This window comes from Paenibacillus selenitireducens (assembly GCF_002021565.1).
Taxonomy (GTDB): Bacteria; Bacillota; Bacilli; order Paenibacillales; family Paenibacillaceae; genus Paenibacillus_K; species Paenibacillus_K selenitireducens.
The window spans coordinates 448,611-463,302 of the sequence record NZ_MSZX01000004.1; the positions used below are offsets into that span (position 1 = coordinate 448,611).

At 42.1% G+C, this 14,692-nt stretch carries 18 protein-coding genes; 16 read left to right on the forward strand and 2 right to left on the reverse strand.

Features of this window, described 5'->3' with window-relative positions; translation table 11 throughout:
* The first annotated feature begins 4 nt into the window (after positions 1-4).
* The 4 genes from BVG16_RS12650 to BVG16_RS12660 all read left to right on the forward strand — a co-directional run bounded on the left by BVG16_RS12650 (position 5) and on the right by BVG16_RS12660 (position 1,384).
* Positions 5-349, forward strand: coding sequence for a GNAT family N-acetyltransferase (locus BVG16_RS12650; protein WP_332888775.1), 345 nt, complete (start codon positions 5-7; stop codon positions 347-349).
* Positions 300-503, forward strand: coding sequence for a GNAT family N-acetyltransferase (locus BVG16_RS33835; RefSeq protein WP_332888778.1), 204 nt, complete (start codon positions 300-302; stop codon positions 501-503). Before BVG16_RS12650 ends, BVG16_RS33835 begins: the two co-directional genes overlap by 50 nt.
* A gap of 44 nt (positions 504-547) precedes the next feature.
* Positions 548-760 (forward strand): DUF6366 family protein, encoded by a 213-nt coding sequence (locus BVG16_RS12655; RefSeq protein WP_078499029.1) that lies wholly within the window; start codon positions 548-550, stop codon positions 758-760.
* 300 nt (positions 761-1,060) lie between these two features.
* Positions 1,061-1,384, forward strand: a complete 324-nt coding sequence (locus BVG16_RS12660; RefSeq protein WP_144027363.1) for an ATPase — start codon at positions 1,061-1,063, stop codon at positions 1,382-1,384.
* 173 nt (positions 1,385-1,557) lie between these two features.
* On the opposite strand, the gene BVG16_RS12665 is transcribed toward BVG16_RS12660, so the two are convergent.
* Positions 1,558-3,057: a stalk domain-containing protein gene (locus tag BVG16_RS12665; RefSeq protein WP_078499030.1), complete on the reverse strand. Its 1,500-nt coding sequence runs from the start codon at positions 3,055-3,057 to the stop codon at positions 1,558-1,560.
* 614 nt (positions 3,058-3,671) lie between these two features.
* Here BVG16_RS12665 and BVG16_RS12670 point away from each other — a divergent pair.
* From BVG16_RS12670 to BVG16_RS32790, 3 genes are all read left to right on the forward strand, one after another.
* Positions 3,672-4,058 carry a hypothetical protein gene (locus tag BVG16_RS12670; protein ID WP_018759791.1) on the forward strand — a complete coding sequence of 129 codons (387 nt, stop codon included), beginning with the start codon at positions 3,672-3,674 and terminating at the stop codon, positions 4,056-4,058.
* 199 nt (positions 4,059-4,257) lie between these two features.
* Positions 4,258-4,797, forward strand: a complete 540-nt coding sequence (locus tag BVG16_RS12675; protein ID WP_078499031.1) for a nucleotidyltransferase domain-containing protein — start codon at positions 4,258-4,260, stop codon at positions 4,795-4,797.
* Positions 4,798-4,863: 66 nt separating this feature from the next.
* Positions 4,864-5,022, forward strand: coding sequence for a hypothetical protein (locus BVG16_RS32790; RefSeq protein ID WP_158081679.1), 159 nt, complete (start codon positions 4,864-4,866; stop codon positions 5,020-5,022).
* Between the two features lie 252 nt (positions 5,023-5,274).
* On the opposite strand, the gene BVG16_RS12680 is transcribed toward BVG16_RS32790, so the two are convergent.
* Entirely contained in the window at positions 5,275-5,709 is a 435-nt protein-coding gene (locus BVG16_RS12680) for a pyridoxamine 5'-phosphate oxidase family protein (protein ID WP_078499032.1), read from the reverse strand.
* Between the two features lie 113 nt (positions 5,710-5,822).
* On the opposite strand from BVG16_RS12680, the gene BVG16_RS12685 reads away from it, so the two are divergent.
* The 9 genes from BVG16_RS12685 (at position 5,823) to BVG16_RS12725 (ending at position 14,691) form a co-directional block, all read left to right on the forward strand.
* Positions 5,823-6,737, forward strand: coding sequence for a helix-turn-helix transcriptional regulator (locus tag BVG16_RS12685; RefSeq protein WP_269845592.1), 915 nt, complete (start codon positions 5,823-5,825; stop codon positions 6,735-6,737).
* A gap of 174 nt (positions 6,738-6,911) precedes the next feature.
* Positions 6,912-7,496 (forward strand): hypothetical protein, encoded by a 585-nt coding sequence (locus BVG16_RS12690; protein ID WP_078499034.1) that lies wholly within the window; start codon positions 6,912-6,914, stop codon positions 7,494-7,496.
* A gap of 205 nt (positions 7,497-7,701) precedes the next feature.
* Positions 7,702-8,271, forward strand: a complete 570-nt coding sequence (locus tag BVG16_RS12695; RefSeq protein ID WP_078499035.1) for a hypothetical protein — start codon at positions 7,702-7,704, stop codon at positions 8,269-8,271.
* A gap of 267 nt (positions 8,272-8,538) precedes the next feature.
* Positions 8,539-8,904, forward strand: coding sequence for a Type 1 glutamine amidotransferase-like domain-containing protein (locus tag BVG16_RS12700; protein WP_269845593.1), 366 nt, complete (start codon positions 8,539-8,541; stop codon positions 8,902-8,904).
* Between the two features lie 154 nt (positions 8,905-9,058).
* Entirely contained in the window at positions 9,059-9,526 is a 468-nt protein-coding gene (locus tag BVG16_RS12705) for a hypothetical protein (RefSeq protein WP_078499037.1), read from the forward strand.
* A 386-nt stretch (positions 9,527-9,912) separates the two neighbouring features.
* The gene (locus BVG16_RS12710) at positions 9,913-10,659 is read left to right on the forward strand and encodes a PEP-utilizing enzyme (RefSeq protein WP_078499038.1); all 747 of its coding nucleotides are present in this window, start codon (positions 9,913-9,915) and stop codon (positions 10,657-10,659) included.
* Positions 10,656-11,504 (forward strand): PEP/pyruvate-binding domain-containing protein, encoded by an 849-nt coding sequence (locus BVG16_RS12715; RefSeq protein ID WP_078499039.1) that lies wholly within the window; start codon positions 10,656-10,658, stop codon positions 11,502-11,504. The genes BVG16_RS12710 and BVG16_RS12715 overlap by 4 nt, the downstream gene beginning before the upstream one ends.
* Positions 11,505-11,825: 321 nt before the next feature.
* On the forward strand, positions 11,826-12,167 hold the full coding sequence (locus tag BVG16_RS12720) for an ArsR/SmtB family transcription factor (protein WP_078499040.1): 342 nt from the start codon (positions 11,826-11,828) through the stop codon (positions 12,165-12,167).
* A 16-nt stretch (positions 12,168-12,183) separates the two neighbouring features.
* On the forward strand, positions 12,184-14,691 hold the full coding sequence (locus tag BVG16_RS12725) for a heavy metal translocating P-type ATPase (protein ID WP_078499041.1): 2,508 nt from the start codon (positions 12,184-12,186) through the stop codon (positions 14,689-14,691).
* Position 14,692: the final 1 nt, after the last annotated feature.

Consider the following 14,692-nt stretch of genomic DNA (forward strand, 5'->3'; position numbering starts at 1 on the left):
ATCGATGTTAATCAGAGAGATAAAACCTGAGAATGCCGAAAGTTTTGATTTGCTAATGAAGCAAGTTGAAAACGAGGCTGATTTTATGCTTATGGAACCAGGAGAAAGAAAAGGTTCTCCTGAACAACAACGTAAATGGTTGGAAAGGGTGGACAAAGAGAGTAATTCAACTGTACTTGTTGCTGAACAAGGTGGACAGATCGTAGGATATGTAGCAGTCATTGGCGGAGATACAAAGAGAACAAAGCATTCAGCCTACCTAGTTATAGGTTTTTTTAAAAGAATACACCGGGCGTGGTATAGGAACAAATCTATTTCAAAGGTTAGAAGAATGGGCAATAACTCATAATATCTTACGGTTAGAACTTACAGTGGTCATTCAAAATGAAGCAGGAGTATCTCTATATAAGAAAATGGGATTTGAGATAGAAGGCATAAAAAGGAATTCACTAGTGATAAATGACACACTTTTCGACCAGTATTTTATGTCTAAATTATTATAGGGACTTGTTAAACTAACGAGCAGGTTTATTCAGGAGGTGGTTAAATGGATTCTCGAAAAGAAACACCTGAAGAACTAATAGAACGTTTAAGACAAGAAGAATTAAAAAATAACCCTTTTGGTGCGTTTAGTGATGGAGTAAATCGTGCTGAATTTGGAAATTCAACTGGTTTATTTGGCGGTTTGGGATGGAAAGGAACTGGAATCATTATTTTATTATTGGTTATAGGGTATATAATTTACAAATTACTAAATTAAAAATTACAGGGACGATAATACACTTTTCACCACTTGCTGGAGCTTAAAGATGATCTTGAACGAATGAAATACCAGCCAACAAAGGATGAAGAAGACGAGGACTTTGAGGAAAAAATTGATGAGCTATTATCAAGGATTAATTCAACTAACGGAACACGATAGTTCAATGAAACAGCGGCAGTCTAGGACTTTATTTCTCGTCCATGGCTGCCGTTGTTTCTATTACTGGGGTCAGTCTAATACTTACTTTAACAAGTTGACGGTTTTTAGGACAGAAAGTGATTATCGTCGGAAAATAATATTCCTGTTGGGGAATATGGTTATATAATTGCTTACGATCGTAATGCGGATAATGCCTTTGATCACGTTGTGCGTGTCCCGAGGGCCAATCGGAATTATGCGGTACCGTATACGGACATCGAAGTAGAAGAAGTGCAGATTCAAGAAGAGGTCGAACGCATTGAACGTGAAGCAATAATTGATTTTGCGCTTGCGACCCGGAACGAAGCATTGTTCAAGAGCGTCATGAATCGGGATCAGGAGGAGGAAGAGATAGAGGTAGAACCCGAAGCGTTTTCTGCTGAGGATTTCATTCGACAAGTCAATCTCAAAGCATGGATCTAAATCAAGAGCGCAGCAAAAGGCGAGGTCATAGAAAAAGTCCTTTATACATAAATCCGCATGGTAATCTTACAAAAGTGAGGTGGCCATGCGGATTTATGTATAATCGAGGAATCAATGGATAGCTGGTGAGGGATATAAAACAGCGGGTGGCCAGAGGCCATCCGCTATTCTGCTTAATGTACTTGCACCTGTGTATTCATCCGTAACTGCTGCAGCTGTGAATCCCATGTGATCGAAAGGCCGAGTCCCTTCTCGAAGAGTTGATAAGGAGCAGCGACAGCACCTGTTAAAGAAGATACAGATTCAGGGAGCTCGATAGCTTGGTCATCCACTAGAATAATACTTTCCCCGCCGCGAAACGTGAAGGATCGGCCTTCATATTCAATCGTATAGGAAAGTGTGCCCGATGGATCTTGATTGGTCGCAAACTGTGCTCCAAGTGCTCGGGTAATCGTAGTTATCGGAATATGAACTGTATTTGCACTCACTCGCGGAGCAAATATCGAATTGATCATTAGTCCATCAATCATGATGTCTACTGCAATATTGGCCTTAATCGGGAGATAGATCATGCCATCGGGTGAAGCTGCCGTTGCGCCAACTGAATTAAAATGGTTGCCGCCCCAACCCCATACTTCGCCGCGTTCCGAGATCGCCTGATTGTGGTAAGTTCCTGCGCTGATCGATTTGATCTTAGGTAAGCCGTTAACCTTGCCTTGCTTGCCTGTAACCGTTCTTCCATAGCTATATACATCGCCTGCTGTCGTTAGGAACAGCGTGTAAAAGCTAGCTGCTCGTACTTCTTTAACAGTCAATTTAGGTTGAACGGCAGTTGGCTTACCCTTGGCGTCCAAAGTCCAGACCTTGCCTTTCTTGTCTAGTGCATATGAGGCTTGCTCATTGGAAGTGACGGAACGAATATTGGATAATCCTTTCATCCGTACAGGCTTAGTAGGAGTCTTGATATTGGAATTGAACATGAGTGATGGTTCATTCCAGCTCCATACGGTGCCATCCCGTTTCACGGCATAGATTTGGTGGTTGAATACATGTATCTGCACCACATTCGCAATGCCGCTCACAGCAGCAGGTTTCCGAACGCTGTACGTATCATTCTTGTTCAACTCACACTGCCACGACCATACGCTCCCGTCTTGACGAAGCGCTACACCAAAGTCCGAGCCTGATGCAACAGTGACTGCATTTGCAATTCCTGCCACCTGCTGAGGCAGTACAGAATGAATCGTATTATCATCTGAACGCGGTGCTGTTCCCCATGTCCATACCGTTCCATCAGCCTTAACAGCGAGATTGTGTCCGTCTCCGCTAGTAGCAATATGCTTGATATCCGACAACAAGCTCAGACGAACAGGCCCGTCTGTTTCCGATATGGTAACGGTTTCTTGTATCCCTATTTCGCCTAATAGGTTGCGTCCCCATGTCCATACCGAGCCGTCCTTGCGAAGAGCGATCGAGTAATAATTACCTGATTCGACTTGCGTGAATTGCAAGGCATCATGGATTCCTTTCTCCGAAGCAGAAGCGGATACAGGAATCGCTTTCCCGACAAGCACAATGATCATGGCGATGATCAGCGGCTTAAAGGCAATTGATGCTGCGGAATGCCGTATGGGTGAAGATTGAGTCTTGTAGATAGAATTAGGCGATTTCATGGATTGTTCATCCTTTCGTAAGATTAGTATGAGTAGGTATATACTAGATAGACGCAGGTTGTTGTAAAAAAGTTCCAAGAGGTATTTTGGGGTGAATGAACTTTGATCCAAGTAGCGGCAGCAATCATTGAGAACGATGAAAGTCAGGTCCTCATCGCTCGACGTCGACAGGTAAGTCGTAAGCGAGTATGTGGGAGTTTTCAGGCGGTAAGTTGGAGCACGGGGAATCCGTTGAAGTGTGCTTGAAGCGAGTCTATTAAATACGATCTGGCTGGATTCTTGTAGAGGTGGAGGCAAAGTCACCTGGAGTCGAAATTGATCCGGTATTCGGCGTTCGGACGACTGCAAAACAAGCAGCTAGTCTCATTCGAGCAGGTGTTAAGCGTACGATATTTCTAAAAACTCCTCCGACACCGAGTCGTGGGAAACCGTTCTAAATAGTTATTGTTTTCAGTTTTCGGACTGTTCGTTTTTGAACTAACGGAACACGATAGCGGAGGAGCTTGCAGCGATGTGGCTCCTCTTTTCTTATTGAAGTAACGGGCAGGATAGTTCCAATATGTGGTATAATTTTTGCGATCTAAAAAAGTGGGGTTAGAGGAGGATTCGTAGCGGTGAACAAAGACGATATTGTAATTAATCAAATTACAGAGTTAGATAAATTGGAATCAACAAAATCATTACAATCGACAATCAGTAAACTTGAGAATGCCTTGTCCCAGATGACTCAAAATGGTGCAAATACTACCCTAGTAAAGAAACGACTCAAAGCTGTTTACATCGGCTTAGCCATGCTAGAACACGTTTGGAATCAAAGACCCCATCATTACACCCAGGAAGATTTAGCAGAAGCTCGCAATGTGATTACTGGTTTATTTCCATCAATTGAAAACAGTTATACTAAGTCAAAGGCAGGTAGTCCCCAAAGAACGCTTTTAGAAAGAAGAATTAAAGCGTTGGAACTTGCTGTTCAAGCGATTGACGATCTTTCCACTAAATAACTCATAATGTAAACGAAGCGTTTGGGAGTAATCTTAGTTCACCTTACTGAAAAAAACTAACTGAAGCCCTTTTAAAATATGATTCCGGAGTTGTAAAGCCACTAAACTAAAGGGGAACGTTAGTTGAATCATGATATAGAGGCATCTGGTCAAACGATCAGCTGCCGTTTTCATTGATAAGACAGGAGGGCTTTCAACAATGGACTTATTAGACGAACAAACTAAATCACAATTAAATGTGATTTCAGAGATGAATGAGATATTTAAATCAATTGGAGGACGTTACTGGTTACGCGGAGGTTGGGCGATAGACTTCTTACTTGGAAGGGTTACTAGACCACATGAAGACCTAGACTTGGTAACTTGGGTTCATAATCGGGAGGGATTGGCACAAATGCTTATGGACGCAGGCTTTGAACGGATACCTGTGAGTGAGCGACAGACCGATTTTCGTAAAAGCAATGTAGACATCCAGTTTCTTTACTTGACCACAAATGGTGATGAAAGCATTATTCCTAATGGATTACCAGAATGGGTATGGAGGTCAGATGCGTTATTACCGCAAGTTTTTACACTAAACGGAATAACAGCGAATGTATTAAATCCTCGACAATTACTTGAAGAAAAAGAAGTGTATGAAAAAATAGGTAGGAAACTCCGCCAAAAGGATTTGGAAAGTAAAAGGATACTGCAAAGTATCATTGATAACAAACAATTTGGGGAAAGCTTGTTGAACTAACGGGACACGATAGTTAATAAAGCGATATCAAAAGCAGGGCCATCCGGCGAAGGATGGCCTTAAAACTTGCCGTTACAGACAGCGTGGAGAACCGTATCACAAGTAACGGTTAGTTATTTGAAAATACTTGCAGAAACCTTCAAAAGTGAGCTAACCGACATGGGTTTGGGATGGGCTACCCTCGGCGGAAAAGTCAGTACAAATGGACTTCCGCGTCCTTTTTAGGGTCAAAGAACTATGCGGTACATGGAGGATACTGAAAAAGTCCCTTAACCCCAAAAGAGACAGCTTCCTAGTTTTGGAGGAGGCTGTCTCTTTTTTTTAGTATAATCAGATCATCCAATCAAGGGCTGGTGGTCCCGATGTTTCCGAAGCAACAGGGTTTATCTTGAGTCCGTATATCCTATGTTTTTCAGTTTCCTCGCTCTGCCTCCGGTTTTTCTTACAATTCCTATGGATGCTGCATTTCCGGCAGTGCTATACCTCAAAAGAAACCGGTCCGGCAGTCTCATAATCCACGATGACAAAAACATTTTTGATGTGAATTTCAAAAACATCCAATGTGTCGCCAATGGCAGAGAGCGTCTCATCATATCCAGGGATTTTTTGGATAAACAGGTCCTTGATCTCTTCTATGGTGTACCGGCTCTTATGTACAACTGCATGATTGGAGCGTGCATGCGGCACGGAAGACCCGTCAGAGGGGACGGTTGTGAAGGCAACATTGTTATTTTGAGCAAACTCAGTCACCTTCTGATTCTCCCTGTCTGTCGTAAAATACAGGATTCCTGGCTTGCTGGCATCATAGCAGAAATTGACAATCCTAACATTGGGTACGCCTGCCACCGCTGTTGCCAGAGCAATTTCGTTGGTCTTGTCTAATGTGTGGTAAAATTCGTTCTTGTAATCCACTTATATTTCCTCCTTAGCATTTGATAAACTTAGTATAGCAATGTATCGATGACAGCTTGTATGTCAGTCATAGTACATAAATTTCAGGGGGGTTGATTATGAAGCTGGAACGAATGATCGCTATCATTATGCTGCTCTTGCAAAGAGAGAAGATGGGCGGGAAAGAGCTGGCCGAGCTGTTCGAAGTTTCACTTAGAACCATTTATCGTGATATTGAAACAATTAATCAAGCAGGTATTCCGATTGTGACCAGCTCCGGTGTAGGAGGGGGAATTGGGATCATGAATGAGTATAAGATAGAAAAAGGGTTTTTTACCTTCAAGGACATTACCGCTCTACTGATGGGGCTTGGCTTTATATCCAATACATTATCCGGTGAGGAAACCACTGCTACCCTGGCCAAAGTAAAAAGCTTTATCCCGGAGGATAGACAGCATGAAATTACGCTGAAAGCCAACCAAATCTCCTTTGACCTATCCGCTTGGCTGGGCAGCAATGATCTGCAGACCAAAGTTGAAGTGATTCGAACAGCCTTGGAGCATTGCAGCATACTGTCTTTTATGTATCTAAGCGCTAAAGGAGACAAGGTCATGCGGACCCTTGAACCTCATCGTTTGTTATTGAAAGAAAATCACTGGTACGTGCAGGGGTATTGTTTGAATCGGCAGCAATTTCGGGTATTCAAGCTATCCCGCATATCTGAACTGGAGAGAACGGAAGACCGTTTTGCTATGCGTGAGATTCCCCCGGCTTTTTCAGAGTTTTCAGATACTATGTCTAGGAAAATGCAAAAAATAAAATTGCAGCTAGACCATTCCATCCTCGACAGGATGTTGGATTATTGCGGAGAAGAGAACATTACTCCCCTCGGCAATGGCGAATTCTATGCATATCTTGATTTTATTGAAGATGATTATGGTTACGGAATTCTAATGAGCTTCGGAGATAAATGCCAATGCATTGAACCTGAGCATGTGCGCAATGAAATGAAGAGACGGCTCAATGATTCAATAAAAGCATATTATTGACATGCAATGTTTGCATTACCTCCTGCAATGAACGTAAGAAAAAATAGGAGTTTTCGTATCGGATTGGCAGTCTTGTTGCGTTAACGGGCAGTTTAGCGCAACAAAATTCAATTTTTAACCGTATAGATATTGGAAGTATCAGGAAGTTGGGACTCAACAATTTGGAGTGATTAAATGAAAAAGTCCAGAATAACGTTAGTTGTTCTAATAATTTTTCTAATAACAGGTATTGGTTATATGAATGGATATAGGTTTAATGCTTTAAGCGCGGCTAAGGCAAATTCTTTTGTACCTAAAGACTCCATTTTAATAGATGAAGTTGATTATAGTTGGGGACGATTTTATATTTTTGACTCTCCAGAAAAGCCGGTTACTGCAATTACATTACAATCTTATCGCTTTTTATGGTCCTCGAGAATGTCAGTTTACCATTATCACCGAGATGATCGGATTATCACAATCGGTGGTGGAACCTTAAATAATCCAAAGGAGAAAGCAACAGTGATAAGTATTATAGTCGATGATCCAGATGTTTCTTACTTAGAAGTGGGACCTGAAAGTAACCGAGTGAAGAGAGGAGTCAATTTAGGGAAGCCTATGACATTTGCATGGGATGTTGCAGTCCAACTGAATTTCCTTTATCCAAAGGCATTTAATAAAAATGGCGAACTACTTTATGAGTATCGCTACCCAAAAACAAATTATATACGGCAAGAGGATTTGAGATGGTATTCAGTAAAGGAGTCATCTTTGTCATAAGTAATCATACTCATATAGATCGTAAAGCTAACAGACACGTTGGCTCAATAAACACACTAACAAAGGCTGCCGGCATGATCGGTAGCCTTTGTTCACCTAACGGAGAGGATAGCTCAAAAGTTTCGCGAATACCCTACATATGGAATTATTTATGAAGTTCGTGAATAAGACGTTATCGGAAATCTGCACAAGTGAGGAGTTCACAATGAAGAGGTTTACTCTATTAGTTATTACACTAGTTTTCACAATCTTGGTTATTGTAATTCTAATCATTTATTATCCAAAGGAAATTAATATAAACGCACAAGGCATAAAATATGGATATGGAACTGAGATTGTAGAATCAGAAAAACTAGTAAATGTACAAATTGAAGGGAAACTATATAAAAGCATCACTGGTAAGAGAAAATTCGAAGGCACAATAGACATTGAAGGAGAAGAACTCCCTGTTCCGTTAGATCAGAGAAAACTAACCATACTCATTTCAGATGAAGGAGCGGGTGTCATTAATTATCCGTATTTTACATATCGAAAAGATAATGGTGCAACAAATGGTTCACATACTTACTATTATGGAACTTTAGTGATCAATCGTAATTTTACTAACGCAACAATATTTGTTGGAAATCACAGTGAAATAAAAGATAATCGTGGAACTGCTTGGAATTCAGTAAGTGGTCAAGTTATAACAGTTCCATCTAGTAGTAGAGCAGAAGCCATTCATATAACTAACGAGTTAGCAGGTAACTATTTAAGAGGATTAAAATTGAAATGAACTTAAAACGAAGTGTTAGAGAATCGGGAAGGAGCAGACATAACGATAGTTGAATAAAGAAACCGAGGCAACTGGTCAGAACGACCGGCTGCCGTTTTCTAACGGGCAGGATAGTTAAAAAAAGGAAATTTTAAAGAGGCGGAGAAATAATAATTGTTTTGACCGGAAATCATGTTTTATTTCGTCTTTACAAAACTAATGACTAAGGAGGATTAAATTGAAATATTATTTATCATCATCATATAAAATAGGAACTGAAGAAGTTAGATTGAAAGAAATGACAGCACATTTGTTCTAGCACAGGCCATGAAATTGAGTGGTTTTGATGAGATTATTAAAGAATACCATAGAGACAGTAAAAATATTGTTTATGGGGGATATAGTGCAGGTATATGTATTCTAGGACCAACACTAAGAGGGATTCACCTAGTAGATGACCCCGATCAGAAACCGTACGGAGAACAACATCAAACGATTTGGGAAGGATTAAATATTTTGAATTATGCTATTGCCCCACATTATAAATCGGATCATAAAGAATCTGAAGATATGGATAAAGCAGTTGAATATATGATCGATAATAAAATCCTTTTTAGAGCTTTGAGGGATGGAGAAGTAATTATTATCGAATGAATGTAGTGAACAGGAAGACTGAGTCAACGGGACACGATAGCGGAGGAGCTTGCAGCGATGTGGCTCCTCTTTTCTTATTGAAGTAACGGGCAGGTTAGCGTAGTAATTTGATTCTTCATTTGTTAAATTGTATGGATAAAGGAGGGGGAGAGAAATGGAGTACAAATATGAATTGAGTGGTACTGGTTGGGCTGATGGATTTATCGAAATAAATACCAATACCGAACATTTCTCTGCAAGCTACCTAACTGATGCTTTGCACGATATGTTAAAAGCAATAATTTCTCTCTTACCTGAATTGGTTACATACCCTGTGAAAAGCGTTCAATTCGAAATGCATGAGGAGCCAGGCGGAACAGTTTGGACATTAGAAAAGATAGATTCAGCTCATCTAAACATTAATATTGTTTCATTTGAAGATTTGGTTAGAAGGAAAGAACTGGCTCAAAATTTTAATGAGACCTGTACAATTTCGGAGTTTGTCAAAGCGGTTGTTACTTCACTGGATTTACTTTTACAACAACACGGCATGGATGGTTATAAAGCAAAATGGATTAATTATGACTTCCCTAAAAAGGAATATTCAATGTTGAAAGATTTCTTGCGTAGGGGAAATCATTGAGCTAACGGGACACGATAGTTGAATAACAGATGTTGTTGAGCAGGCGGCATTGGCTGGCTGCCTTTTTTCGGGTGAGCAGAGGTAGCTATTGACGAGGTAATATTTGGAAGTGTATACTTTACCATGTATTAAAAAGTAATTTAACCCGAAGGAGTGAGGTCAATGAAAAACTTCAAACGAAGCGCCAAAAACATCATATTAGGTCCTCACGTTGTTATTTTTAACTAATTCGCTTATGTCGAAATAAGCCCTGAGGATATGTCTGTCCGCAGGGCTTTATATGTGTGTGGGTCCACTCTGGAGTATAGAGTGATGCCGCGCGCTAAAGCCTCTGGTTTGTTTGCAGTGGCTTTTTGTTTTGTCTTATTTGGAAGCGAGAGAAGGAGATGGTTATTTTCAACAGAGTCAGAATGTGGTATCAGAAAGAGATTGAACAGCTTAAGCCTTTGGTGCGTGATGTATACAAAAAAATTCATAGGTATCAGCTTGAACGGACGTCGCTGTTTGAATTGCAGATGCGCGAAGCAATTACTCAGACGACGCTGGTATTGGAAGTTTTTATCGAGCATATTCCTGCGTATAAAAGTAGCTATATTAAAGTTCTTGGCAGGCAGGAGCAACTCACGTCATCCGAATTGATTATGTGCTTTGACCGGGCGATGTACGAACTGCATTTGTATGCAACGTTAGGCAAAACAATCGGGAAATACGCCAATGAAGCGCCTTGGAGCAAGGAGCTTCGCGCACTCTTGAATGAGCGACAAGAGATTGAATCGGCAGATAACAGTGTCTCTGTAGAAGAATTATTTCTTGCGAGCGGAAAAGTTGCCTGTTCCGGTCATGCCGAAGGTACAGCCGTAGTCATATTGAGCATGGATGAGCTTGGGAAGATAAAGCAAGGTGACATTCTAGTAACGACGATGACGACTCCTGAATTCATCGAGGTTGCTCCGCTTATAGCAGGACTTGTCACGGATCGGGGCGGCATCGTTTGCCATGCTGCTATTTTGGCGAGGGAGTTTAACATCCCGTGTATTGTCGGCTGCGGAAATGCTACGAAAGTTATTACAAGCAGTCATAAAATTCGTATAGATGCGATCTCTGGCATCGTTATGGGATGTGATAATGAATGAAACTGATACATTTATATGAGGCGACCGAGGTTGATTTATACGGGCGTAAAGCGGTGAATTTGGGTGAGGCGCTTCAAAACCGTTTGCCGGTGCCAACAGGGTATGCGCTGTCGGCTTCAGCCGTTCAGCAATTTGTGAGGGGAGAGCTGAATTTGGAGAGCGAAATCCGGACTACGCTAGACTCCTTAGGTGCCGTTTCCGTCAGATCGTCTGCTAGTCGAGAAGATGGTGGACTATCCAGCTATGCTGGATTGTTTCATTCCTGCTTGAACGTTGTGACCGCCGAAGGAATTGAGCGAGCGATTCGGTACATTTGGGAGTCGGCGCAATCGAATCGTTTGCGTAGCTATATGAGGCGAGCAGAGGGAGCGACTGCGGTAGATGAAGACGAGACTGGGACTGCTGTACAAGTAGCGCTCATCATACAACGAATGATCGCTTCCGACGTGTCGGGAATAATGTTTACACGCAATCCTGTTACGAATGCGGATGAACGAGTAATAGAGGCAACCTGGGGACTTGGCGAAGCGGTTGCTTCTGGATATGTAACGCCGGATTACTTCAGAATGAACCGGAATGGGGAAATTACGGAAGCGACGGCTAGCATGAAGGAGATTGCGGTTCGAGTCGGCCTGTGCGAAGGTACGATTCAACATAAGTTGGCCGACAATGCCGCGCACTCGCTATGCCTGACCGCCAAGCAATGCAGCGAGTTGAACCGTCTGGCTGCAAAGTGCGAGCATACTTTTGGTCCGGACATCGATATTGAATGGGCCTTCGCAGACGGTGAGCTTTGGCTGCTCCAATGTCGGCGCATAACCGGACTGAAGCTCTCGTCAGACTGATGAAGCGTTTTGTGCTTAAGGTTAGGTGCATTAACTATGGCTGCTTGATTATGAGCATATTTTGCAAGATAGATAGTTGTCCAAGAAAAATAGGTATATATATTTTTTACCTGATGCTAAACGGTGTGCCAGTGAAGCCATTTCACTGGCACTTTTTTCTTTAATCATCGTCGGTGAGATCATTCGACGATTAAGCTAAGTGGCAGTTTACTTTAATGAATCCAGCCTGGCAGTCAGTGGGTAAAAATTGACACACATATTAATAATTGCTAATATGATACATATTAGTGGATTCTAATTTGATGGAAGGGACGTGAAAAAATGGGAAAAACAAGTTATGAAGTAAAAGCTAAGTTCATTCGTGGCTTTAGTGATAAGACAAGACTTCAAATACTCGAATCTATCAAAAATAAAGAAAAAACAGTATCTCAAATTGTCGATGATCTTAAAGGAAACCAGTCCAATATTTCGCAGCATTTGGCTTGCCTAAAGGGCTGCGGGATCATCATTAGCCGACAAGAAGGGAAATACATTTATTACAGCTTAAGAAATGCAGAAATTGCGCAGTTACTGGATATCATGGAGGCCGTTTTTGTTCAGGTGGAGGAAGAAGTAGCGGCCTGCGAGAGAAACGATGAATTGGATTGCTGCCCAAAACAATAATGGAGGGACTCCTATTATGAGCGAAGATAAAGAACAAAGCGATTCGTGCTGTGCTGATCAAAGTTGTTCTTCAACCTCTGAGAAGCCCAAAGAACTGAAATTTAAGAAAAGTCTTAATCTGGTTAATGTAGCCCCTTCGGCGCCGCCAACGGATACTTGCTGCACATCCGAAGACAGACACTCAGATAACAGTGAAACCATTCCGGATGATGCAGTGGGTCATAAAACCGAATTTATCGTTTTTGGGATGGATTGTTCCGCCTGTACGAATACGATTGAAAAAGCAGTGAGACAAACGGAAGGCATTTCCCAGGTCCAAGTGAACTACAGCACAGGGAAAATGAAGGTTGTAGCATTAGAGGAAGCTGTATTCGAGAAGCTTCCGGCCACTGTTGAAAGGCTGGGATATACTTTAGAGAAGGTACAACAAAAAGGAAATGTGCGGACCTACAGCATCGAAGGCATGGACTGCAGCTCTTGTGCGTTAACGATTGAAAATCATCTAAAATCTCAATCTGCTGTAAAACATGTAAGCGTCAATTTTTCTTCAGGGAAAATGACGATCGAACACGACAATACCGTTGAAGATATCATTAAAGAGGTATCTAAGGCAGGATATAAAGCCTCCCTGGTTTCACGAAACCGGTCTGGTGAAGTGAAAAAAGGCAAGTCCGGGATAAACCGCGTTGTTCTATCGGGAGTCTTATTGCTGATCGGTTTTATCGGCTCGTATACTGGTGTTTCTGAGTTCTTGGTTAATGTCATCTATGCAGCAGCCATTGTCCTTGGTGGTTACAAGCCGGCAAAAAGCGCCTTTTATGCTGTGAAAAGTCGTTCGTTGGATATGAATGTACTGATGACAGCGGCTGTTCTTGGTGCTGCCGCGATTGGAGAATGGTTCGAGGGTGCAACAGTGGTATGGCTCTTTGCGTTAGGTAACATCCTTCAGGAAATGTCCATTGAAAAGACCCGTAACTCCATTCGAAGTCTGATTGATCTAGCCCCTCCTGAAGCATTTGTTAAAAGCGGTCAACAGCTCATCAGAAAGCCAGTCGAAGAAATTTCGGTTGGGGAAGTCATTGTCGTTAAACCGGGAGATAAAATCCCTCTTGATGGAGAAGTTATCAGCGGCGAATCCAGCGTTAATCAAGCACCGATAACGGGAGAATCCATTCCTGTAGATAAGCATCTCGGGGATTCGGTGTATGCTGGAACGATCAATGAGCATGGATCTTTGGATATTAGGGTAACGAAGCTCGTCGAAGATACGACGATTTCCAAGATCATTCACCTTGTTGAAGAAGCACAAGAACAAAAAGCACCAACGGAAGCCTTTGTAGACAAGTTTGCTCGCGTCTATACGCCGATCGTTTTTATTCTTGCCCTATCTGTAATGCTATTCCCACCGCTCTTTATCCCCGGTACTTGGGGTGATTGGTTTTATAAAGGATTGGAACTGCTGGTTGTAGCTTGCCCTTGTGCACTCGTTATTTCCACTCCGGTGGCAATTGTATCCGCAATCGGCAATGCAGCAAAAAATGGCGTTCTGATCAAAGGAGGGGCCTTCCTAGAAATCGCGGGAAGGATAACAGCGATTGCTTTCGATAAGACAGGTACGTTAACTGAGGGCAAACCCAGCGTTTCTCAAGTCATTGCTACAGGAACAACAGAAGGTGAATTATTGTCCATCGCGCATACCCTAGAGGAGTATTCCACACATCCGATAGCTAAAGCTGTTGTTGGTTATGCGAAAGCTAAAGATTTTAATGCCCTCCAAGGTGAGAAGTTTAGAAACATCGTCGGTAAAGGCGTTGGGGCTGTGATTGGTGGCCAAGAATACTTTGCTGGAAATCTTAAGCTGTTTCAAGCGCTAAACTATCCGGTACGGGAACTCGAATCACAAATCGATCATCTCCAACAAGAAGGCCATACAATCGTGATTGTTGGTACACAAGATAAAATCCTGGGCGTGATTGCTGTCGCGGACAGCGTTAGGGAGACTTCTGTTAAGGCTGTTCGCGATCTTCATAGAGTCGGGATTAGTCAAGTCGTCATGCTTACGGGTGATAACGAAGGCACAGCGAAGAAGGTCGCCGCTCAAACGGGGGTTAATCGTTATTTCGCTGAGCTATTACCTGAAAACAAGGTGAATTCAATAAAGCAACTGCAAGATGAAGGTTACCTTGTCGCAATGGTCGGCGATGGCATTAATGATGCGCCTGCTCTTGCAACGGCCAATCTAGGAGTAGCTATGGGTGGAGCTGGGACAGATACTGCCATGGAGACGGCGGACATTGTTTTAATGGCTGATAATTTAGAGAAGCTCCCTCATACGATTAAGTTAAGTCGGGCAGCAATTCGAGTTATTAAGCAGAATATATGGTTTTCACTAATTATCAAGGCAACTGCCCTGATTCTTATCTTCCCAGAACTGCTCACATTATGGATTGCGGTGATTAGTGATACGGGAGCAGCATTGATAGTTATATTGAACAGCATGAGGTTACTTAGGATAAAAAATTAAT